This is a genomic window from Streptomyces spiramyceticus (assembly GCF_028807635.1).
Lineage (GTDB): Bacteria > Actinomycetota > Actinomycetes > Streptomycetales > Streptomycetaceae > Streptomyces > Streptomyces spiramyceticus.
The window spans coordinates 875,457-897,355 of record NZ_JARBAX010000001.1 but is presented as its reverse complement, the minus strand read 5'-3'; the positions used below and the strand labels follow the sequence as shown (position 1 = coordinate 897,355).

The following is a 21,899-nucleotide window of genomic DNA, read 5'->3' as shown; positions in this document are numbered from 1 at the left end:
AAGTGAAGACCCTGAAGAAGGCCGCTGCCGTCACGATGGTTGCCGGAGGCCTCATCGCCGCCGGTGCGGGCGTCGCGTCTGCCACCGACGGTGCGCACGCGAACGGCAAGGCCGTCCAGTCCCCGGGCGTCGCCTCGGGCAACCTGGTCCAGGCCCCGGTCGCCGTCCCGGTGAACGTCGTCGGCAACACCATCAACGTGGTCGGCGTCCTGAACCCGGCCTTCGGGAACGAAGGCATCAACCACTGACGACCCCCGGTCGAGCGGTGACCACCGGCCCCCAGGCGCACAGCGCCTGGGGGCCGGTCCGCCTCCCACCCCCTGGGGGGTCCGGGGCTTGCCCCCGGTTTCGGGAAGGGGCGGGGAGGGGACCAGCGCCGCATGCGCCCGCACGGCAGGCAGCCCCCGGCATGCCCCCGCACGCCACGCAGCCCCCGGCACGCACCCCACACCGCGCCCGCCGGCACCCGCACCGCACCCCCCCGCACCGATCCATCGCTCAGACCCCCCGCACCGACCCACCGCTCACACCCCCCGCTCCCGCTCCTCCACCCACGCGTTGTACGCCGCCACTTGAGCCCTCCGCGCCACCCGCTCCACCGGCCGCAGCGCCTCACCCCGCGCCGCGATCTCCGACGCGCTCACCGCACCGCCGTGTCCGTTCTCGTACGCAACCGAGATCAGCAGCCCAACCCGCTGCGCCAGCTCCAGGACCCGTACCGCACGCGGCGGATACCCGGGAGCCAGCAGCTCCCCGCCGCCGCCCTCAACCCGCGCCCGGTACGCGTCGATCGCCGCCTCCGCCACCGGCCCGGACCCGGCGACATCCAGCCGGGAGAGCATCGCCGTCGCATCCCGCAGCGCCTCCGCGAGCTCCCGCTCGGCCTCCCCGAGCGACGGCACATCCGCCGGCGGAGCCTCCCGTACTGTCAGGCAGTGCCACGTCACCTCGGTATGCACATCACCGGCCGGGCCCACTTCGTACACCTCCGGCACCAGCCCGAACGCCGCCCCGGAGCAGACCACCGCCTCCTCCGCCTCCAGCGCACGCGCATTGAATTCCGGCGGCCCGCTGAGCCCCAGCGGATGCCCCGGCGCGGGGAGCGCCACCCGGAACCCGGTCACTCCCAGGCCGCGCAGTCGCCCGAGGGCCAGAGTGAGCCCGACCGGCCCCGTCTCCCCGGGCACCCCTTCAACCCGGTGCACCGTGTCCTCCCCGACGATGCCGAGCGCGGCGTCATCCGGCGAAGCAATCCCGGCCAAAAGGGCATTTCCCCATGCGGCCAGTCGTCCTGAGCGTGGTTCCAAGAGCATGGACCCACCCTAAGGACAGACCGGGGACGCCAGGCGCCGGACGGACCAGAGACCCGGGACCGAGCCAGGCGCCGGACCCAGGGCAGACCTGGGCCGGACCCCTGGCCGGACCCCGGGCCGGACCGTAGGGCGGACCTAGAAGCCGGGCCGCTCGACCGGTGGCGTAGGTTTTCCCTGGAGCTGTGCCTACAGGTACGCCCGACATTCTCGAGACTGCATGGGGAGACAACGCGCTCATGAGCGATGTACTGGAGCTGGTGGACGTATCCGTGGTCCGCGACGGACGCGCTCTGGTGGACGACGTCTCCTGGTCGGTCAAAGAGGGTGAGCGCTGGGTGATCCTCGGCCCGAACGGCGCCGGCAAGACCACCCTGCTGAACATCGCCTCCAGCTACCTCTTCCCCTCCACCGGCACGACCACGGTCCTCGGTGAGCAGCTCGGCAGCCCCGGCACGGACGTCTTCGAGCTCCGCCCCCGCATCGGCATGGCCGGCATCGCGATGGCCGAGAAGCTGCCCAAGCGCCAGACCGTGCTCCAGACAGTGCTCACCGCCGCGTACGGCATGACCGCCACCTGGCACGAGGACTACGACGAGATCGACGAGCAGCGCGCCCGCGCTTTCCTCGACCGCCTCGGCATGACGGATTTCCTCGACCGGAAGTTCGGCACGCTCTCCGAGGGCGAGCGCAAGCGCACGATGATCGCCCGCGCGATGATGACCGACCCGGAGCTGCTGCTCCTCGACGAGCCCGCCGCCGGTCTCGACCTCGGCGGCCGCGAAGACCTCGTACGCCGTCTCGGCCGCCTCGCCCGTGACCCGTACGCCCCCTCCATGATCATGGTCACGCACCATGTCGAGGAGATCGCCCCCGGCTTCACCCACGTCCTGATGATCCGTCAGGGCAAGGTGCTCGCCGCGGGCCCCATGGAGACCGAACTGACCTCCCGCAACCTCTCCCGCTGCTTCGGCCTCCCGCTCGTCGTCGAGCGCAGGTCCGACCGCTGGACGGCCCAGGGCCTGCCTCTCGGCTGACCCGAGGGACACCCTGTCCGCGAAGACCCCCCCGCACCTACCATGACCACGTGGACATCGACGCGTGGGTGTGGTGGCTGATCGGTGCGGTGGGGCTGGGCATCCCGCTCGTAGTCACCGCGATGCCCGAATTCGGAATGCTGTCGGCCGGCGCGGTCGCGGGCTCGGTCACCGCGGGCCTCGGCGGCGGCATGGTCGCCCAAGTACTGGTCTTCGCCGCCGTCTCGGTCGCGCTCATCGCGGTCGTACGTCCCATCGCGGCCAGACACCGGGCAGAGCGGCCCCAACTGGCCACCGGCGTCGATGCGCTGAAAGGCCGTCAGGCCGTCGTGGTGGAACGGGTCGACGGCAGCGGTGGCCGTATCAAACTCGCGGGCGAGATCTGGTCCGCACGGTCCCTCGACGCGGACCAGATCTTCGAACCGGGCGAGCACGTCGACGTCATCGAGATCGACGGAGCCACGGCCGTGGTCATGTGAGCCGAACCGAACACCCCAATGAGCCGAGCCGAATGCCCAATGAGCTGAGCCGAACACCCCACACACCGCACCGCGTTCTGGGAAGATCGATCTTCAGTTATCAGATAGTCCTGACCGGTCTCCCGAGAAGCACGACACGAAGGGCACGGGGTACGCGATGTCATCCGTCATCATCGTCCTGATCATTCTGGTGGTGCTGGTCTTCATCGCCCTGATCAAGACGATCCAGGTCATCCCGCAGGCCAGCGCCGCCATCGTCGAGCGCTTCGGCCGCTACACGCGGACCCTCAACGCGGGCCTGAATATCGTCGTCCCGTTCATCGACTCGATCCGCAACCGGATCGACCTCCGCGAACAGGTCGTGCCCTTCCCGCCCCAGCCGGTGATCACCCAGGACAACCTGGTCGTCAACATCGACACGGTCATCTACTACCAAGTGACCGACGCCCGCGCCGCGACGTACGAAGTCGCCAGCTACATCCAGGCGATCGAGCAGCTCACCGTCACCACCCTCCGCAACATCATCGGTGGCATGGACCTGGAGCGGACCCTGACCTCCCGCGAGGAGATCAACGCGGCCCTGCGCGGCGTCCTCGACGAGGCCACCGGCAAGTGGGGCATCCGCGTCAACCGCGTCGAGCTCAAGGCGATCGAGCCGCCGACCTCCATCCAGGACTCGATGGAGAAGCAGATGCGCGCCGACCGCGACAAGCGCGCCGCGATCCTCACCGCAGAGGGCATCCGGCAGTCCGCGATCCTTACCGCCGAAGGCGAGAAGCAGTCCGCGATCCTGCGCGCCGAAGGCGAGGCCAAGGCATCCGCGCTGCGCGCCGAGGGCGAGGCCCAGGCCATCCGTACGGTCTTCGAGTCCATCCACGCGGGCGACCCGGACCAGAAGCTCCTCTCGTACCAGTACCTCCAGATGCTCCCGAAGATCGCCGAGGGCGACGCGAACAAGCTCTGGATCGTCCCCAGCGAAATCGGCGACGCCCTCAAGGGCCTCAGCGGCGCCTTCGGCAACCTCGGCGGCGGCGTCCCCGGTTTCAACACCGGCAAGGAGCGCCGCGAGGAGCCCCCGGTCGACTGACACGGCCCCGCCTTCGTGCATGATCAGGGAGCCCCTCGACCTTCATGGCGGGGAGGCTTCCCTGAACACCGAAGGAGATGGCCTTGTCCATCTGGGAAATGCTCGCGATCTTCGCGGCAGGCGTCGGCGCCGGAACCATCAACACCATCGTCGGCTCAGGCACGTTGATCACCTTCCCCGTCCTGCTCGCCACCGGCCTGCCGCCGGTCACCGCAACCGTCTCCAACGCCCTCGGCCTGATACCGGGAGCCGTCAGCGGCGCCATCGGCTACCGCAAGGAACTCGCCGGCCAGCGCGACCGCATCCTGCGCCTGAGCCTGGCCGCCGCCACCGGCGGCTTCTGCGGAGCCGTACTGCTCCTCGCACTGCCACCGACCGCCTTCGAGACGATCGTCCCGGTCCTCGTCGGCCTCGCCCTCGTCCTGGTGGTCCTGCAACCACGCATCACCAAGGCCGTACAGCGCCGCCGCGACCGCAACGGCTCCCACGCCTCCGAGAACGGCGGCCCGCTCCTCTTCGTCGCCCTCATGCTGGCCAGCGTGTATGGCGGCTACTTCACCGCTGCCCAAGGGATCATCTACGTCGCACTGATGGGCATGCTGCTCAACGACACCTTGCAGCGCATCAACGCCACCAAGAACGTCCTTGCCGCGGTCGTCAACTCCATCGCCGCGCTCTTCTTCGTCTTCGCCGCGGAATTCGACTGGACGGCGGTCGCACTCATCGCCGTCGGCTCCACCCTCGGCGGTCAGATCGGAGCCAAGATCGGCCGCCGCCTTCCCCCGGCAATGCTGCGCACAGTGATCGTGGCCGTAGGGACGCTGGCCATCGTCCAACTGCTGCTGCGCTGACACCGATACACGGAAGCCCGCCTCCTGCAAGAGGCGGGCTTCCGCGTCGTACAGCAACTCCCTACGCCACTCCTACGCCGGCTGCGCCAGCCACTCCGGCAGTACGGACCGCTCATCAGCCCCCAACGCCAGCAGCATCGCGTCGGCGGGCGACGGTATGAACGGCCGCCGCAGCAACGGCATCCCCGCCTCCTCCGGCGTACGGTCCGCCTTGCGGTGGTTGTCCTCCGCGCAGGACGCCACCGTATTCAGCCAGCTGTCCCCGCCACCCTGCGCCCGCGGCACCACGTGGTCGACGGTCGTGGCCCGACGCCCGCAGTACGCACACCGGTGCTGGTCCCGGACCAGCACGCCGCGCCTCGACCACGGTGCCTGTCTTCGGAAAGGCACCCGTACATACCGGCAGAGCCTGATCACCTGCGGCACCGGAAGCTCCACGGCGGCCGCACGCATCAGCAGTCCGGGATGGGCCTGCTCGACGACGGCCTTGTCCGTCAGGACAAGCACCACCGCGCGGTTCAACGTCACCGTCGACAGCGGCTCGAAGCTCGCGTTCAGTACCAGCGTGTCCCGCATCCCGCCCACCTCCCTGCGCCCGCCCACCCCATGGCGGGCTTGGATCAACTCTGACCGGGCACACCGAGATGGACAACGCAATAAAAAGATGCCCGCCCCTGATCTCTTCCAAGACCGGGGGCGGGCAAACAGAGGATGAACGATCAAATCTGCGCGGGAGCCTCGTACTCGGCCACCAACTGCGCACGCCCCAGCGTGTGGAAGCGCAGATTGAAACCGACGACAGCGGGGGAGGCGTCGGCATCCGGCCCGAGCTTCTCGCTGTCCACCGCGTACACGGTGAACACATTGCGGTGCCTCTCACCGGCCGGCGGCGCTGCCCCGCCGAAGTCCTTCGTTCCGTAGTCATTACGGACCTGAACGGCGCCCTCGGGCAACCCCTCGAACTTCCCGCTGCCTGCCCCGGCAGGCAGCTCCGTGACCGACGCCGGAATGTCGAACACGGTCCAGTGCCAGAACCCACTGCCGGTCGGCGCGTCAGGATCGAAGCACGTCACGGTAAAGCTCTTGGCCCCGTCGGGGAAGCCCTCCCACCGAAGATGCGGCGACGTATTGCCGCCCGCCTTGACCTGAGCGTCCTTCAACACCGACCCGTGCGTGACGTCGTCACTCACCACGGTGAAGGAGGGCACCGGCGGATGGAAGTCATGGGGAAGCGGCGGCCTCTTCGCCTCGGACACGTCTGAACCTCCGATTGGGCTGTCCTGCCTGACAGCCTGCGAGCCTAGAACCTGAACTAGAGCCAGTTGCGCTGGCCACCGACCTGCGCGAGCCACTGGTTGAGGTACGCGACCCAGTCGGTCCCCTGGAAGTCGTTCAGCCCGACCTTGAAGGACCGGTAGGAGTCGCTGCCCTCACTGAAGAGCCCCGGCTTCTTGTCCATCTCCAGGACGACGTCCATCTCCCGGTCGTCCGCGATGAAGGTCAGCTCGACCTGGTTGAGCCCGCGGTACTGCTGCGGCGGAGCGAACTCGATCTCCTGGTAGAACGGCAGCCGCTGACGTGTCCCGCGGATGTGACCGCGCTCCATGTCCGCACTCCTGAAGCGGAAGCCCAGCTGTACGAAGGCATCCAGCAGCGCCTGCTGCGCCGGCAGGGGGTGCACATTGATCGGGTCCAGGTCACCCGAGTCGACGGCCCGCGCGATCTCCAGCTCGGTCGTCACCCCGATGTTCATCCCGTGCAGCTGCTGACCGGCAATGCTCGTGACCGGCGTCTCCCACGGAATCTCCAGCCCGAACGGCACCACATGCACCGCGCCGGCCTTCACCTCGAAGGCGCCACCGAGCCGCTGCTTCGTGAACTCGATGTCCTGCTTGACCTCCTGGTCACCACCCTCGACCTCGACGCGGGCCTGCAGCCCCACAGAGAGCGCCTCGATCTGCTGATCCACCGAGCCGCCCTGAATACGCACCTCGCCCTGGACCACGCCACCCGGCACGACGTTTGCCTCGGTCAGCACCGTCTCCACCGACGCGCCACCGGCACCCAGGCTCGCCAGCAACTTCTTGAAGCCCATGTCTTCCTCCCCAGCTCTTGGTTCTGACCACTACAAACGCGGAACGGGGACGCCCGGTTCCGCGCCCTCACCCTGACAAAGCGGCCGCCCGGCCGCCACCCACCCGAACGGACGACATCCACTACGCTCGGAGGGCATGATCACGGACCCCGACCGTACGCCGCTCCCTCGCGCGTTCTTCGACCGCCCTGTACTGGAGGTCGCCCCCGATCTGCTGGGCCGCACTTTGGTACGCGAGACCGCCGACGGCCCGATCGAGCTCCGCCTCACCGAGGTCGAGGCATACGACGGCCCGGGCGACCCCGGCTCCCACGCCTTCCGTGGAAAGACCCGACGCAACGCCTCCATGTTCGGCCCGCCCGGACATGCGTACGTCTACTTCATCTACGGCATGTGGTTCAGCCTCAACCTGGTCTGCGGCCAGGAGCACACGGCGAGCGGCGTCCTCCTGCGCGCGGGAGAGGTGACACGGGGCCACGATCTCGTCCGCAAACGGCGACTATCAGCCCGAAGTGACAAGGAACTGGCCAAAGGCCCGGCTCGCCTCGCGACCGCACTCGACATCGACCGCACCCTCGACGGCACCGACGTCTGCGACGGCCCCGGCTCCCCTCTCTATGTACTGCACGGCACCCCCGCCCCCGCTGAGCTGGTGCAGAACGGCCCGCGCACCGGAGTGGGCGGCGACGGCGCGCACCACCCCTGGCGCTTCTGGATCGCCGACGACCCCACGGTGAGCATTTTCAGGGCGCACAAGCCACGCCGCCGCGCAACTTGACTCGGACCCGGCGGACGCCTAACGTAGCCCGAGCCGCTTGACACGGGCAGTGCTTTCGATACGGGCCCTCGGGCCGAACCGAAGCACCTCGAAGCGGCCAACCACTACTACGACTTCCCTGACGGGTTCGAATTTCGGCATGCCCGAATTCAAGCCCACCGGCTCGATTATGAGCCGCAAGGGAAATCCGCTAACGTAGTGATCGCCGAAAGGGAAACGCGAAAGCGAAGAGCTGAAAGGCGCCGAGGAAGTCGGACACGAAAGAGTCTGATAGAGTCGGAAACACGAAATACCGAACGAAAGCCCGGAGGAAAGCCCGAGAGGGTGAGTACAAAGGAAGCGTCCGTTCCTTGAGAACTCAACAGCGTGCCAAAAGTCAACGCCAGATATGTTGATACCCCGGCCCACTTCGGTGGGTTGGTGGTTCCTTTGAAGTCCTACCGGCCCATGTGGCGGGTAGGCAAACACAGCGAGGACGCTGAGGACAGCGGGCCATATTCCGGTCCGATCTGTTCCGCTCAACGTGGTGTTCACTCCCGATTACGGGAAAACATTCATGGAGAGTTTGATCCTGGCTCAGGACGAACGCTGGCGGCGTGCTTAACACATGCAAGTCGAACGATGAAGCCCTTCGGGGTGGATTAGTGGCGAACGGGTGAGTAACACGTGGGCAATCTGCCCTTCACTCTGGGACAAGCCCTGGAAACGGGGTCTAATACCGGATAACACTCCTGCCTGCATGGGTGGGGGTTAAAAGCTCCGGCGGTGAAGGATGAGCCCGCGGCCTATCAGCTTGTTGGTGGGGTAATGGCCTACCAAGGCGACGACGGGTAGCCGGCCTGAGAGGGCGACCGGCCACACTGGGACTGAGACACGGCCCAGACTCCTACGGGAGGCAGCAGTGGGGAATATTGCACAATGGGCGAAAGCCTGATGCAGCGACGCCGCGTGAGGGATGACGGCCTTCGGGTTGTAAACCTCTTTCAGCAGGGAAGAAGCGAAAGTGACGGTACCTGCAGAAGAAGCGCCGGCTAACTACGTGCCAGCAGCCGCGGTAATACGTAGGGCGCAAGCGTTGTCCGGAATTATTGGGCGTAAAGAGCTCGTAGGCGGCTTGTCGCGTCGGATGTGAAAGCCCGGGGCTTAACCCCGGGTCTGCATTCGATACGGGCAGGCTAGAGTGTGGTAGGGGAGATCGGAATTCCTGGTGTAGCGGTGAAATGCGCAGATATCAGGAGGAACACCGGTGGCGAAGGCGGATCTCTGGGCCATTACTGACGCTGAGGAGCGAAAGCGTGGGGAGCGAACAGGATTAGATACCCTGGTAGTCCACGCCGTAAACGTTGGGAACTAGGTGTTGGCGACATTCCACGTCGTCGGTGCCGCAGCTAACGCATTAAGTTCCCCGCCTGGGGAGTACGGCCGCAAGGCTAAAACTCAAAGGAATTGACGGGGGCCCGCACAAGCAGCGGAGCATGTGGCTTAATTCGACGCAACGCGAAGAACCTTACCAAGGCTTGACATATACCGGAAACACCTAGAGATAGGTGCCCCCTTGTGGTCGGTATACAGGTGGTGCATGGCTGTCGTCAGCTCGTGTCGTGAGATGTTGGGTTAAGTCCCGCAACGAGCGCAACCCTTGTCCTGTGTTGCCAGCGTGCCCTTCGGGGTGATGGGGACTCACAGGAGACCGCCGGGGTCAACTCGGAGGAAGGTGGGGACGACGTCAAGTCATCATGCCCCTTATGTCTTGGGCTGCACACGTGCTACAATGGCCGGTACAATGAGCTGCGATGCCGCGAGGCGGAGCGAATCTCAAAAAGCCGGTCTCAGTTCGGATTGGGGTCTGCAACTCGACCCCATGAAGTCGGAGTTGCTAGTAATCGCAGATCAGCATTGCTGCGGTGAATACGTTCCCGGGCCTTGTACACACCGCCCGTCACGTCACGAAAGTCGGTAACACCCGAAGCCGGTGGCCCAACCCCTTGTGGGAGGGAGCTGTCGAAGGTGGGACTGGCGATTGGGACGAAGTCGTAACAAGGTAGCCGTACCGGAAGGTGCGGCTGGATCACCTCCTTTCTAAGGAGCACTTCTTACCAGGCTTCGGTTTGGTCAGAGGCCAGTTCATCGGCGAACGTCCGGTGCTGGTTGCTCATGGGTGGAACGTTGACTACTCGGCACGATCGGCAAGGTTCACTAGTACTGCTTCGGCGTGGAACGTGAGTCCTGGTTGACCGTGTCGGGCACGCTGTTGGGTATCTGAGGGTACGGACCGTTGGTTTGTATCTTCGCGATGCCGGCCCCAGTGCACTCGCTCCTTCGGGGCGGGGTGATGGGTGGCTGGTCGTTGCTTGAGAACTGCACAGTGGACGCGAGCATCTGTGGCCAAGTTTTTAAGGGCGCACGGTGGATGCCTTGGCACCAGGAACCGATGAAGGACGTGGGAGGCCACGATAGTCCCCGGGGAGCCGTCAACCAGGCTTTGATCCGGGGGTTTCCGAATGGGGAAACCCGGCAGTCGTCATGGGCTGTCACCCATACCTGAACACATAGGGTATGTGGAGGGAACGCGGGGAAGTGAAACATCTCAGTACCCGCAGGAAGAGAAAACAACCGTGATTCCGGGAGTAGTGGCGAGCGAAACCGGATGAGGCCAAACCGTATGCGTGTGATACCCGGCAGGGGTTGCGCATGCGGGGTTGTGGGATTGCACTTCAACAGTCTGCCGGCTGTTGGGCAAGTCAGAAACCGTTGGTGTAGGCGAAGGACATGCGAAAGGTCCGGCGTAGAGGGTAAGACCCCCGTAGCTGAAACATCAACGGCTTGCTTGTGCAACACCCAAGTAGCACGGGGCCCGAGAAATCCCGTGTGAATCTGGCGGGACCACCCGCTAAGCCTAAATATTCCCTGGTGACCGATAGCGGATAGTACCGTGAGGGAATGGTGAAAAGTACCGCGGGAGCGGAGTGAAATAGTACCTGAAACCGTGTGCCTACAAGCCGTGGGAGCGTCGCTGTATGTGCTTGCACATGCAGTCGTGACTGCGTGCCTTTTGAAGAATGAGCCTGCGAGTTAGCGGTGTGTAGCGAGGTTAACCCGTGTGGGGAAGCCGTAGCGAAAGCGAGTCCGAATAGGGCGCTGTGTCTAATTTAGATACGTAGTTGCACGCTCTAGACCCGAAGCGGAGTGATCTAGCCATGGGCAGGTTGAAGCGGAGGTAAGACTTCGTGGAGGACCGAACCCACCAGGGTTGAAAACCTGGGGGATGACCTGTGGTTAGGGGTGAAAGGCCAATCAAACTCCGTGATAGCTGGTTCTCCCCGAAATGCATTTAGGTGCAGCGTCGTGTGTTTCTTGCCGGAGGTAGAGCACTGGATAGGCGATGGGCCCTACCGGGTTACTGACCTTAGCCAAACTCCGAATGCCGGTAAGTGAGAGCGCGGCAGTGAGACTGTGGGGGATAAGCTCCATGGTCGAGAGGGAAACAGCCCAGAGCATCGACTAAGGCCCCTAAGCGTACGCTAAGTGGGAAAGGATGTGGAGTCGCAGAGACAACCAGGAGGTTGGCTTAGAAGCAGCCATCCTTGAAAGAGTGCGTAATAGCTCACTGGTCAAGTGATTCCGCGCCGACAATGTAGCGGGGCTCAAGCGTACCGCCGAAGTCGTGTCATTCCAGCAATAGGGCCAACGCCTGCTGGGATGGGTAGGGGAGCGTCGTGTGCCGGGTGAAGCAGCCGCGGAAGCGAGTTGTGGACGGTTCACGAGTGAGAATGCAGGCATGAGTAGCGATACACACGTGAGAAACGTGTGCGCCGATTGACTAAGGGTTCCTGGGTCAAGCTGATCTGCCCAGGGTAAGTCGGGACCTAAGGCGAGGCCGACAGGCGTAGTCGATGGACAACCGGTTGATATTCCGGTACCCGCTTTGAAACGCCCAGTATCGAGCCCATTGATGCTAAGCCCGTGAAGCCGTTCCGGACCCTTCGGGGAAAGGAAAGTGGTGGAGCCGGCGGCCCAAGGTGGTAGTAGGTAAGCGATGGGGTGACGCAGGAAGGTAGTCCAGCCCGGGCGGTGGTTGTCCCGGGGTAAGGGTGTAGGCCGTGTGATAGGCAAATCCGTCACACATTAGGGCTGAGACCTGATGCCGAGCCGATTGTGGTGAAGTGGATGATCCTATGCTGTCGAGAAAAGCCTCTAGCGAGTTTCATGGCGGCCCGTACCCTAAACCGACTCAGGTGGTCAGGTAGAGAATACCGAGGCGTTCGGGTGAACTATGGTTAAGGAACTCGGCAAAATGCCCCCGTAACTTCGGGAGAAGGGGGGCCATCACTGGTGATCCGTTTTACACGGTGAGCTGGGGGTGGCCGCAGAGACCAGCGAGAAGCGACTGTTTACTAAAAACACAGGTCCGTGCGAAGCCGTAAGGCGATGTATACGGACTGACGCCTGCCCGGTGCTGGAACGTTAAGGGGACCGGTTAGTGCGCTTTCGGGCGTGCGAAGCTGAGAACTTAAGCGCCAGTAAACGGCGGTGGTAACTATAACCATCCTAAGGTAGCGAAATTCCTTGTCGGGTAAGTTCCGACCTGCACGAATGGCGTAACGACTTCTCGACTGTCTCAACCATAGGCCCGGTGAAATTGCACTACGAGTAAAGATGCTCGTTTCGCGCAGAAGGACGGAAAGACCCCGGGACCTTTACTACAGTTTGATATTGGTGTTCGGTTCGGCTTGTGTAGGATAGGTGGGAGACTGTGAAGCATGCACGCCAGTGTGTGTGGAGTCAATCTTGAAATACCACTCTGGTCGTGCTGGATGTCTAACCTCGGTCCGTGATCCGGATCAGGGACAGTGTCTGATGGGTAGTTTAACTGGGGCGGTTGCCTCCTAAAGAGTAACGGAGGCGCCCAAAGGTTCCCTCAGCCTGGTTGGCAATCAGGTGTTGAGTGTAAGTGCACAAGGGAGCTTGACTGTGAGACCGACGGGTCGAGCAGGGACGAAAGTCGGGACTAGTGATCCGGCAGTGGCTTGTGGAAGCGCTGTCGCTCAACGGATAAAAGGTACCCCGGGGATAACAGGCTGATCTTCCCCAAGAGTCCATATCGACGGGATGGTTTGGCACCTCGATGTCGGCTCGTCGCATCCTGGGGCTGGAGTCGGTCCCAAGGGTTGGGCTGTTCGCCCATTAAAGCGGTACGCGAGCTGGGTTTAGAACGTCGTGAGACAGTTCGGTCCCTATCCTCTGCGCGCGTAGGAATATTGAGAAGGGCTGTCCCTAGTACGAGAGGACCGGGACGGACGAACCTCTGGTGTGCCAGTTGTCCTGCCAAGGGCATGGCTGGTTGGCTACGTTCGGAAAGGATAACCGCTGAAAGCATCTAAGCGGGAAGCCTGCTTCGAGATGAGTGTTCCCACCCCCTTTGAGGGGTTAAGGCTCCCAGTAGACGACTGGGTTGATAGGCCAGATGTGGAAGCCCGGTAACGGGTGGAGCTGACTGGTACTAATAGGCCGAGGGCTTGTCCTCAGTTGCTCGCGTCCACTGTGTTGTTCCCGGGTTGCGAATAGTTGTCGCACCGGTTGAACAGATCCACTTACTTAATTGAAGAGTGTGCTTGTTCGCTAAGCCCGATAGGGTTTCGGTGGTCATAGCGTTAGGGAAACGCCCGGTTACATTCCGAACCCGGAAGCTAAGCCTTTCAGCGCCGATGGTACTGCAGGGGGGACCCTGTGGGAGAGTAGGACGCCGCCGAACAATCTTTCAGGACCCGTGGTCCAGCGTTCATGCTGGACTGCGGGTCCTTTTTGTTTTTCCGAAGCGCGTCGGATGGCCGACTGCGCGAGAATGACTGCGTTACCCCAAGACAGGAGCCAACCGATGTCCACCAACTCTTCCGACGATCGTCCGGAGCGCGAGCCGCGCCGGCGAGACGGCGATGACAGGGGCGGATTCCGCGGCGGTCGTGACGACCGTGGGCCGCGCCGGGACAACGACCGCGGTGGGTTCCGTCGTGATGACCGTCCCACCGGCGGCCCTTCGCGTGGCGGACGGGACGACCGCTCCGGCGGTCCTCGCCGTGACGACGACCGTGGTGGGCGGCCGACCGGTGGTGGCGGCGGTTACCAGCGTCGTGATGAGCGGCCCAGTGGGCCCCGTCGTGATGATGAGCGTGGCGGCGGGTTCCGTCGCGACGACAGCCGGGGTGGTCGCCCCAGCGGTGGCGGCGGCTTCCAGCGTCGCGATGACCGTCCGAGCAGTGGTGGCGGTGGCAGCTATCAGCGTCGTGACGAGCGGCCCAGCGGTGGTGGCGGTTACCAGCGTCGTGACGAGCGGCCCAGTGGTGGCGGTGGTTACCAGCGTCGTGACGAGCGGCCCAGTGGTGGCGGTGGTTACCAGCGTCGTGACGAGCGGCCCAGCGGACCGCGTCGTGACGACCGCCCCAGTGGTGGCGGTGGATTCCGTGGCGGTCGCGACGACCGGTCCAGTGGGCCGCGTCGTGATGACGACCGTGGTGGATTCCAGCGTCGCGATGACCGTCCTAGTGGTGGCGGTGGTTACCAGCGTCGTGACGAGCGGCCCAGCGGACCGCGTCGTGACGACCGCCCAAGTGGTGGCGGTGGATTCCGTGGCGGTGGCGACGACCGGTCCAGTGGGCCGCGTCGTGATGACGACCGTGGTGGATTCCAGCGTCGTGATGAGCGGCCGAGTGGTGGTGGCGGTTACCAGCGTCGTGATGAGCGGCCGAGTGGTGGTGGCGGTTACCAGCGTCGTGATGAGCGGCCGAGTGGTGGTGGCGGTTACCAGCGTCGTGATGAGCGGCCGAGTGGTGGTGGCGGTTACCAGCGTCGTGATGAGCGGCCGAGTGGTGGTGGCGGTTACCAGCGTCGTGATGAGCGGCCGAGTGGTGGTGGCGGTTACCAGCGTCGTGATGAGCGGCCGAGTGGTGGTGGCGGCTATCAGCGTCGCGACGAGCGGCCCAGTGGGCCCCGTCGTGATGATGAGCGGGGTGGCGGGTTCCGTGGCGGTCGTGATGACCGTGCACCTCGTCGGGACGACGAGCGCGGTCGCTTCCCCCGTGATGACCGCTCCGGCGGGCGTCGTGATGACGAGCGTGGCTTCCGTGGTGGTCGCGACGACCGTGGGCCTCGCCGGGACGATCGCGCGCCTCGCCGGGACGACCGGGACCGCGAGGGTTACCGCGGGCAGCGTGACGAGCGGGATCGTGAGCCCATCAAGCGGCTTCCGATTCCCGACGACGTCACGGGCCAGGAGATCGACAAGGACGTGCGTCAGGAGCTGATGAGCCTCCCGAAGACGCTGGCCGAGGATGTCGCCAGGAACCTCGTCATGGTCGCGAACCTCATCGACGACGACCCCGAAGAGGCCTACGCGTACTCGCGCATCGCGCTGCGGCTCGCCTCGCGAGTGGCGGCGGTTCGTGAGGCGGCAGGCTTTGCGGCGTACGCGACGCAGCGGTACACGGAGGCGCTCGCGGAGTTCCGTGCGGCCCGTCGTATGACCGGCAGCGTCGAGCTGTGGCCCGTCATGGCGGACTGCGAGCGCGGGCTCGGGCGGCCGGAGCGGGCGATGGCGATGGCCGGTGAGCCCGAGGTGAAGAAGCTCGACAAGGCCGGCCAGGTCGAGATGCGCCTGGTCGCGGCTGGTGCGCGCCGCGACATGGGGCAGATCGATGCGGCCATCGTGACCCTCCAGGGCCCCGAGCTGGCGTCGAACTCCGTACAGTCGTGGACCGCGCGACTGCGGTACGCGTACGCCGATGCGCTGCTGACGGCGGGGCGTGAGGCCGAGGCGCGCGAGTGGTTCGCCAAGGCCGTCGAGGCCGACAAGGACGGTTCGACGGACGCTTCCGACCGGCTCGCCGAGCTCGACGGCGTGGACTTCGTCGACGCCCTCGACGAGGCGACCGAGGCGACGGAGGAGACCAACGTGGAATCGGCAGCTGCCGAGTCCGTGGAGGCTGAGGCCGAGGCCGAGTCGCCGGTTGGGCCCGACGTCGAGGGCGACAAGGGCTGAGTGTGTGAGTAAGGGCGGCATCCCGTTTCGGGGTGCCGCCCTTTCGCGTTTGCGGGGTCAGCTCAGATCGAGGCTCCGCAGGACCAGGCCCGTCGCCGGCTTGGGGCCGAAGGACGTGGATTTGCGGGGCATCATGACGCCCTGGCGGGCCAGGTCCCGGACGATCTCTTCCCGTACCGGATGTATCAGGACTGCCGTGCCGCCATGGCGTTCCGCGTGGGTGACGGCAGCCTCGGTGTCGTGGATGTAGGCGATGTCCTCGGGGGCGTCGGGGATCGACCACACATGGTCCAGGAGCGTGGCGTGCAGGACCGTCGCGTCGAGGGTCTGCCAGGCCGCCGGATGGTCCCGGGGGATCGTACGGGCCAACAGGGCTTCGTCGGGGCGGTCGATGAGGTGGAAGGCGCCGTCTCCCGCCAGCAGGAACGCATTGCCTGCGGTGGCCGCTTCCGCGAGTTCGTCGAGGGCCTGGGGGAGGGGGCCCGGGATTTTGCGGACGCGGAAGGTGCCGGCGACCGCCGCCATCGCGTCGGCAACCGGCAGGCGGTGCAGTACGCGGTGGATGGCGCGGACCTGGAGCGGGTATCGAGCCGTGTCGATGAGGAGGACGAGGCCGGAGTCCCAGGGGCCGGGGCTCGGGTGCTCCGACTTGAGGCGGAGGTACGTCGCCCAGCGGTGGTGGCCGTCGGCGATCAGTGCCTGACGGGTCGAAAGGTCCGAGGTGACCTCTGCCAGCTCCGTAGGGTCCGTGATGGACCACAGGCGGTGGCTGAAACCGTCCTCTGTCGTGGTGGCCAGGAGGGGGGAGCGCAGGATGGTGCGGTCGATGACGGCGGTCGCGCCGGTCGCCTTGCCGCCGCTGCGATAGGTCAGCAGGAGCGGTTCGAGGTTGGCGGCGGTGGCTCGCATCAGGCCCGCGCGGTCCGCGACGACGTGCGGCATGACGTCCTCGTGGGGGAGGACGATGCCGTCGGAGGGCGGAGTGAGGGCCAGGGCGCCTATGACGCCGCGCTGGAGAAGATCGCCCTTGCGCTGCTCGTACACGTACAGAGCGGGCTCGCGATCGGGAGCAAGTACGCCGTCGGAGAGCCAGCGGTGCAGCGTTTCGGCGGCCTGGCGGTTGCGGTCGGCGGGGGTCGCGGCCTGCGGGAGGATCAGCCGGACGATGTTGTGCGGATCGGCCGACTCCAGGTGGGACAGGCCGTCGGGCCGTACGACGACGTCGTACGGCGGTGACGTCACAGCGGCCAGGCTGCCCACCCGCTCGGGGACATAGCGCAGTCCACGGAATGGGGACAGGCGCAGGCCGTGGTCCTCCTCTGGCCGACCATGATTGCTCATTGGTGCATGGTAAGTGGGATGTCTATATGAGCGATGATCGGGGGACAAGCACCGACCGAGGAGCGCTACGGAATGAGCCAGCAGACCAGGACACGGCCGGACGGATGCGCGCGTGCGCTGAGGGAGGCGTACGACACGGCTCTGCTGGATCTGGACGGGGTGGTGTACGCGGGCGGTGCGGCCATAGTGCATGCCGTCGAGGCGCTCGGGACAGCCCGGGAGGGCGGGATGCATCTCGCCTACGTGACCAACAACGCGCTGAGGACGCCCGATGCTGTGGCGAAGCATCTGACGGAGCTCGGGGTGCCTGCGGAGCCGGCGGACGTCATTACGTCGGCGCAGGCGGTCGCCCGGCTGATTGCCGATCAGATCCCGTCCGGTTCTCGGGTGTTGGTGGTGGGCGGGGACGGGCTGCGGGTCGCCTTGCGCGAACGCGGGCTCGTGCCGGTGGAGTCGGCCGACGACGATCCGGCGGCTGTGGTGCAGGGATACGGCGGGCCCGACCTGGCGTGGGGCCGGTTCGCGGAGGCTTCGTACGCCGTCGCGCGGGGTGTGCCGTGGTTCGCCTCCAATACGGATCTGACGATTCCGAGTGCGCGGGGGATCGCTCCGGGCAACGGTGCGGCGGTGGAGGTCGTACGGATCGCCACGGGCGCCGAGCCTCCGCAGGTGGCGGGCAAGCCGTTGCCGCCGATGCACCGGGAAACGATCCTGCGGACCGGCGCCGAGCGGCCGCTGGTCGTCGGGGACCGGCTTGACACGGACATCGAGGGCGCGAATGCCGGAGGCGTCGACTCGCTGCTCGTACTGACCGGGGTGACGGACGCCGCGCTGCTGCTGACGGCCGAGCCGAAGTACCGGCCGACGTATGTCGACGCGGATCTGCGGGGATTGCTGACCGGGCAGCCGGAAGTGGGCGGAGCGGACGGCCGGTTCGTGTGCGGTGGGTGGACCGCTTCGGTGCGGGAGGATGCGCTGGTGCTTGACGGGGAAGGCGCGGCGCTGGACGGGCTGCGGGCGCTGTGCGCGGCGGCTTGGACGTACGCCGGGGACGGTGTGTGCGGGCTGGATGCGGGTGAGCCGCTCGGCAGGTTGGGCTTGTAGGACGGGGCCGGGGCTCGTCCCACCTGCCTGTTTGTCGCGATGCGAGGGTAGGCTAACCTAACTCCGTGTTGGTTGAGAGTCCTCCCGAACAGCGCGCGGCGCAGGCCCCGCAGGCCCCCGCGCCCCGCAAACGCCATGCCCTGCGCGCCCTCGGGCTGCTCGTCTCCCTCGGCGTACTGCTGGTGGTCGTCGTCGCGAGTATCGCGATCGGTGCCAAGCAGGTCCCGCTGGGCGACGTATGGCACGGCCTGTTCCACGCCTCGGGCACCGGCAACGACGTGATCGTCCAGGACGTGCGGATGCCCCGCACGCTCCTTGGCGTACTCGTCGGTGCGGCGCTCGGGCTGGCCGGAGCTGTCATGCAGGGGCTCACCCGCAATCCGCTCGCGGAGCCCGGGCTGCTGGGGGTCAACGCGGGGGCCGCGGCCGCCGTCGTGTCCGCCATCAGCTTCCTCGGCGTCACATCGCTGACGGGATATGTCTGGTTCTCGTTCATCGGCGCGGGGGTTGTGTCCGTGCTCGTATACATCCTGGGCGGCAGCCGCGGTGCGACACCGGTACGGCTCGCGCTCGCCGGCACCGCGGTGACCGCGGCGCTCTACGGATACGTCAACGCCGTACAGCTGATGGACTCGGCGGCGCTCGACAAGCTGCGCTTCTGGACCGTCGGCTCGCTCGCGTCCGCCAACATGGAGATCATCGGCAAGGTCTGGCCGTTCGTCGCCGCCGGTGTCGTGCTCGCGATGCTGATCGCGCGGCCGCTCAACGCCATGGAGATGGGCGAGGACACCGCCAGGGCGCTGGGCGCGCATCTGACACGTACCCGCGTACTGGCGATGGTCGCCGTGACTCTGCTGTGCGGGGCCGCGACCGCCGCGTGCGGGCCGATCGTCTTCGTCGGCCTGATGGTGCCGCACCTCGTGCGGGCCATCACAGGGCCCGACATGCGCTGGATCCTGCCGTACGCCGCGGTGCTCGCGCCGGTGCTGCTGCTGGGCTCGGACGTCATCGGCCGCGTCGTCGCACGGCCCTCCGAGCTTCAGGTCGGCATCGTGACCGCGCTCGTCGGCGGGCCCGTCTTCATCCATCTCGTACGCCGCCGGAAGATGACCCAACTGTGACTGCTGCCTCCCGCAACTCCCGTACTTCCGGCGGGCGGGCCCCCGGACTTCGCGCGATACGCACCCCCGGCGGTCTCTCCGTCCGGGTCGAACCCAGGGCGCTCGTCGCCATCGTGCTGCTCATGGCCGTGGCGCTGGCCATGGGCGTCGTGCTCATCGGCAGCGGCGACTTCCAGATGTCGCCGGGCGACGTCGTACGCACGCTGCTCGGCAACGGCACCGCCTCGCAGGAGTTCATCGTCACCGACCTGCGGCTGCCGCGGGTGGTGGTGGGGCTGCTCGTCGGTGTCGCGCTCGGGATGTCCGGGGCGGTGTTCCAGTCCGTCTCCCGCAACCCGCTGGGCAGTCCCGACGTCATCGGCTTCGGGCAGGGGGCGACGGCCGGCGCGCTTCTCGTCATCGTCCTGTCCAAGGGCAACTCCCTCGCGGTCGCGGGCGGTGCGCTCGCCGGCTGCCTGCTGACGGGCGCCGCCGTCTACCTCCTCGCGTGGAAGCGCGGCGTACACGGCTACCGGCTGGTTCTCGTCGGGATCGGCGCGGCCGCCATGCTCACGGCGCTCAACCACTATCTCGTCACCAAGGCGAGCATCGTCGACGCGACCCGGGCCACGGTGTGGATGACCGGCTCGCTCGACGGGCGGGGCTGGGACCAGGCGTGGCCGCTGCTCGGCGTGTGCGCGGTCGCCGTTCCGCTGGTGCTGGGGCACGGGCGTGCGCTTCGCATGATGGAGATGGGCGACGACGCGGCGTACGCGCTCGGGGTGAGCGTCGAGCGCGGGCGGATGGTGCTGATGCTGTGTGCCGTACTGCTCATCGCGGTCGCCACGGCGGCCGCCGGGCCCATCGCCTTCGTCGCGCTGAGCGCGCCGCAGCTGGCCCGCAGGCTGACGTTCCCCCGCTGCCTTAAGGGCGCGGGAGGTGCCCCCATGCCGGGGCCCAACCTCGGGGCGTCCGCCTGCATGGGCGCCGCCCTCCTGGTGATCGCCGACTGGATCGCCCAGCAGGCCTTCGGGGGACAGCTGCCGGTGGGTGTGGTCACCGGGGTGCTCGGCGGCTGCTATCTGCTGTGGCTGCTGGTCACCGAACGCAAGGCGGGACGCATATGAGCGGTACGCGGACGAGCCGTACGACCACGCAACCCACTGTGAAGAACTCCAGGAGCATGCCAGTGCAGCGCCTCAGCGCGGAATCGGTGACCCTCGCCTACGACCAGCGGGTCATCGCGCAAGACCTGTCCGTCGAGATACCCGACAACTCCTTCACGGTCATCGTCGGGCCGAACGCCTGCGGCAAGTCGACGCTGCTGCGCGCGCTTTCACGCATGCTCAAGCCCTCGCAGGGGCGGGTGCTGCTGGACGGGAACGCCATCGGTTCCATGCCGGCGAAGAAGGTCGCCAGGACGCTGGGGCTGCTGCCGCAGTCGTCCGTCGCGCCCGACGGGATCACGGTCGCCGACCTGGTGGCGCGCGGTCGCTACCCGCACCAGGGGCTGCTGCGGCAGTGGTCGCCGGAGGACGAGCGGATCGTCGACGAGTCGATGGCCTCGACGGGCGTCGGTGGACTGGCCGACCGTTACGTCGACGAGCTGTCCGGCGGACAGCGGCAGCGTGTCTGGATCGCGATGGCGCTGGCCCAGCAGACGCCGCTGCTGCTGCTGGACGAGCCGACGACGTTCCTCGACATCCAGCACCAGATCGACGTACTCGACCTGTGCGCGGAGCTGCACGAGACGCGGGGGCGCACGCTCGTCGCCGTACTGCACGACCTGAACCACGCCGCCCGCTATGCCACGCACCTGATCGCCATGCGGGACGGGGAGATCGTCGCGCAGGGGCCGCCCGCCGAGGTCGTCACCGCCGAGCTGGTGGAGCGGGTCTTCGGGCTGCGCTGCCAGGTCATCGACGACCCGGAGACGGGGACACCGCTGGTGGTGCCCGCCGCGAGGAAGGCCCGTACCGGAAAGGCCGACGCGGCGGCTACGGCTGTTACAGCTGCGGCTACAGCAGCGTCCTGAGGCGGATCAGGTCGCGGAAACCGGCCTCCAGCCTGACTCTGCCCGAGGCCCAGGCCTTCGCGAAGCTCAGCTCGCCGCCGACCATGGCCACGAGGTCGTCGCCGGTCATGGCGAGGCGGATCTCGGCGCGTTCGCGCGGGGGGCCCTCCAGGGTTTCCCGTACGTCGATCCGGCCGCCCGCGAGGCGGCCGGTGAAGGTGACGTCGAGATCCTTGATGTGGCAGCTCAGGGAGCGGTCGAGGGCGGCGGCGCTGCGTACGCCGTCGTCGGCCTGAGCCAGGTTGTCCGAAAGTTTGTCGAGCGCGCTGCGGCACTCCTCCATCGTTGCCATCGGGATCGACGGTACCCCAGCGCTTCGGGGTAGCGTCGGGGCATGAACGACGAGACGGCGGGATCGACGGGCGGGCCCGAGCCGGCGTACGACCCGGCTGCCCCCGCACCGATCGGGGTGGAGCGCACCCCCACCGGGCACGCCGATGTGGACGCCCTGCTGGAGCGGCTCGGGGACGCCGACCACCTCCCGGCGGACGGGCACATCGAGGTGTACGAGGATGTACATCGGGGGCTGCGTGAGGCGCTGACCGCGCTGGACGCCCGCCCGGGACCTCCGGCGCCCCCTTCGTCGTACGACAACAGGAGCTGAACCGAAC

General features: G+C 66.5%; 19 protein-coding genes and 3 rRNA genes. 16 read left to right on the top strand and 6 right to left on the bottom strand.

Annotated elements, in window-relative coordinates; all coding sequences use genetic code 11:
* Positions 1 to 2 precede the first annotated feature (2 nt).
* On the top strand, positions 3 to 248 hold the full coding sequence (locus PXH83_RS04015; protein WP_274556715.1) for a chaplin: 246 nt from the start codon (positions 3 to 5) through the stop codon (positions 246 to 248).
* 276 nt (positions 249 to 524) lie between these two features.
* Here PXH83_RS04015 and PXH83_RS04010 read toward each other — a convergent pair whose 3' ends face one another.
* Positions 525 to 1,313 (bottom strand): hypothetical protein, encoded by a 789-nt coding sequence (locus PXH83_RS04010; RefSeq protein ID WP_274556713.1) that lies wholly within the window; start codon positions 1,311 to 1,313, stop codon positions 525 to 527.
* 236 nt (positions 1,314 to 1,549) lie between these two features.
* Between PXH83_RS04010 and PXH83_RS04005 the strand changes: the two genes are divergently transcribed.
* The 4 genes from PXH83_RS04005 to PXH83_RS03990 all read left to right on the top strand — a co-directional run bounded on the left by PXH83_RS04005 (position 1,550) and on the right by PXH83_RS03990 (position 4,764).
* On the top strand, positions 1,550 to 2,347 hold the full coding sequence (locus PXH83_RS04005; protein WP_274556711.1) for an ABC transporter ATP-binding protein: 798 nt from the start codon (positions 1,550 to 1,552) through the stop codon (positions 2,345 to 2,347).
* A 50-nt stretch (positions 2,348 to 2,397) separates the two neighbouring features.
* Complete coding sequence (locus PXH83_RS04000) at positions 2,398 to 2,826, top strand: NfeD family protein (protein WP_274556708.1); 429 nt, start codon at positions 2,398 to 2,400, stop codon at positions 2,824 to 2,826.
* A 157-nt stretch (positions 2,827 to 2,983) separates the two neighbouring features.
* The gene (locus PXH83_RS03995) at positions 2,984 to 3,913 is read left to right on the top strand and encodes an SPFH domain-containing protein (protein ID WP_214914052.1); all 930 of its coding nucleotides are present in this window, start codon (positions 2,984 to 2,986) and stop codon (positions 3,911 to 3,913) included.
* Between the two features lie 83 nt (positions 3,914 to 3,996).
* Positions 3,997 to 4,764, top strand: coding sequence for a sulfite exporter TauE/SafE family protein (locus PXH83_RS03990; RefSeq protein WP_274556704.1), 768 nt, complete (start codon positions 3,997 to 3,999; stop codon positions 4,762 to 4,764).
* A gap of 72 nt (positions 4,765 to 4,836) precedes the next feature.
* On the opposite strand, the gene PXH83_RS03985 is transcribed toward PXH83_RS03990, so the two are convergent.
* From PXH83_RS03985 to PXH83_RS03975, 3 genes are all read right to left on the bottom strand, one after another.
* Entirely contained in the window at positions 4,837 to 5,340 is a 504-nt protein-coding gene (locus tag PXH83_RS03985; protein ID WP_214914045.1) for an HNH endonuclease, read from the bottom strand.
* 143 nt (positions 5,341 to 5,483) lie between these two features.
* Positions 5,484 to 6,020, bottom strand: a complete 537-nt coding sequence (locus PXH83_RS03980) for a YbhB/YbcL family Raf kinase inhibitor-like protein (protein ID WP_274556697.1) — start codon at positions 6,018 to 6,020, stop codon at positions 5,484 to 5,486.
* Between the two features lie 56 nt (positions 6,021 to 6,076).
* Positions 6,077 to 6,859 (bottom strand): sporulation protein, encoded by a 783-nt coding sequence (locus PXH83_RS03975; protein WP_214914039.1) that lies wholly within the window; start codon positions 6,857 to 6,859, stop codon positions 6,077 to 6,079.
* A 136-nt stretch (positions 6,860 to 6,995) separates the two neighbouring features.
* Between PXH83_RS03975 and PXH83_RS03970 the strand changes: the two genes are divergently transcribed.
* The 6 genes from PXH83_RS03970 to PXH83_RS03945 all read left to right on the top strand — a co-directional run bounded on the left by PXH83_RS03970 (position 6,996) and on the right by PXH83_RS03945 (position 15,669).
* A complete protein-coding gene (locus PXH83_RS03970) occupies positions 6,996 to 7,637 on the top strand; it encodes a DNA-3-methyladenine glycosylase (protein ID WP_274556691.1) in 642 nt (213 codons plus the stop codon).
* A gap of 553 nt (positions 7,638 to 8,190) precedes the next feature.
* Positions 8,191 to 9,716, top strand: a 16S ribosomal RNA gene (locus PXH83_RS03965).
* 304 nt (positions 9,717 to 10,020) lie between these two features.
* Positions 10,021 to 13,161 (top strand): 23S ribosomal RNA (locus PXH83_RS03960).
* 111 nt (positions 13,162 to 13,272) lie between these two features.
* Positions 13,273 to 13,389: ribosomal RNA gene (gene rrf, locus PXH83_RS03955) — 5S ribosomal RNA — on the top strand.
* The 16S, 23S and 5S rRNA genes sit together here, the layout of an rRNA operon.
* Before the next feature lie 208 nt (positions 13,390 to 13,597).
* Positions 13,598 to 14,935, top strand: a complete 1,338-nt coding sequence (locus PXH83_RS32420) for a hypothetical protein (RefSeq protein WP_420803111.1) — start codon at positions 13,598 to 13,600, stop codon at positions 14,933 to 14,935.
* Positions 14,935 to 15,669, top strand: coding sequence for a tetratricopeptide repeat protein (locus PXH83_RS03945; RefSeq protein ID WP_274562657.1), 735 nt, complete (start codon positions 14,935 to 14,937; stop codon positions 15,667 to 15,669). The genes PXH83_RS32420 and PXH83_RS03945 overlap by 1 nt, the downstream gene beginning before the upstream one ends.
* Positions 15,670 to 15,726: 57 nt before the next feature.
* On the opposite strand, the gene PXH83_RS03940 is transcribed toward PXH83_RS03945, so the two are convergent.
* A complete protein-coding gene (locus tag PXH83_RS03940; protein WP_274556687.1) occupies positions 15,727 to 17,010 on the bottom strand; it encodes a DUF1015 domain-containing protein in 1,284 nt (427 codons plus the stop codon).
* 72 nt (positions 17,011 to 17,082) lie between these two features.
* On the opposite strand from PXH83_RS03940, the gene PXH83_RS03935 reads away from it, so the two are divergent.
* The 4 genes from PXH83_RS03935 to PXH83_RS03920 all read left to right on the top strand — a co-directional run bounded on the left by PXH83_RS03935 (position 17,083) and on the right by PXH83_RS03920 (position 21,249).
* Positions 17,083 to 18,114: an HAD-IIA family hydrolase gene (locus tag PXH83_RS03935; RefSeq protein WP_274556685.1), complete on the top strand. Its 1,032-nt coding sequence runs from the start codon at positions 17,083 to 17,085 to the stop codon at positions 18,112 to 18,114.
* Between the two features lie 65 nt (positions 18,115 to 18,179).
* Entirely contained in the window at positions 18,180 to 19,235 is a 1,056-nt protein-coding gene (locus PXH83_RS03930; RefSeq protein WP_274556682.1) for a FecCD family ABC transporter permease, read from the top strand.
* Positions 19,232 to 20,341 carry a FecCD family ABC transporter permease gene (locus PXH83_RS03925; RefSeq protein WP_274556680.1) on the top strand — a complete coding sequence of 370 codons (1,110 nt, stop codon included), beginning with the start codon at positions 19,232 to 19,234 and terminating at the stop codon, positions 20,339 to 20,341. The genes PXH83_RS03930 and PXH83_RS03925 overlap by 4 nt, the downstream gene beginning before the upstream one ends.
* A gap of 56 nt (positions 20,342 to 20,397) precedes the next feature.
* The gene (locus tag PXH83_RS03920) at positions 20,398 to 21,249 is read left to right on the top strand and encodes an ABC transporter ATP-binding protein (RefSeq protein ID WP_274556678.1); all 852 of its coding nucleotides are present in this window, start codon (positions 20,398 to 20,400) and stop codon (positions 21,247 to 21,249) included.
* Here PXH83_RS03920 and PXH83_RS03915 read toward each other — a convergent pair.
* Positions 21,233 to 21,580 (bottom strand): SCP2 sterol-binding domain-containing protein, encoded by a 348-nt coding sequence (locus tag PXH83_RS03915; protein ID WP_214922522.1) that lies wholly within the window; start codon positions 21,578 to 21,580, stop codon positions 21,233 to 21,235. The two genes, PXH83_RS03920 and PXH83_RS03915, sit on opposite strands and share 17 nt — an antisense overlap.
* A 42-nt stretch (positions 21,581 to 21,622) precedes the next feature.
* On the opposite strand from PXH83_RS03915, the gene PXH83_RS03910 reads away from it, so the two are divergent.
* Positions 21,623 to 21,892, top strand: a complete 270-nt coding sequence (locus tag PXH83_RS03910) for a hypothetical protein (RefSeq protein WP_274556670.1) — start codon at positions 21,623 to 21,625, stop codon at positions 21,890 to 21,892.
* Positions 21,893 to 21,899: the final 7 nt, after the last annotated feature.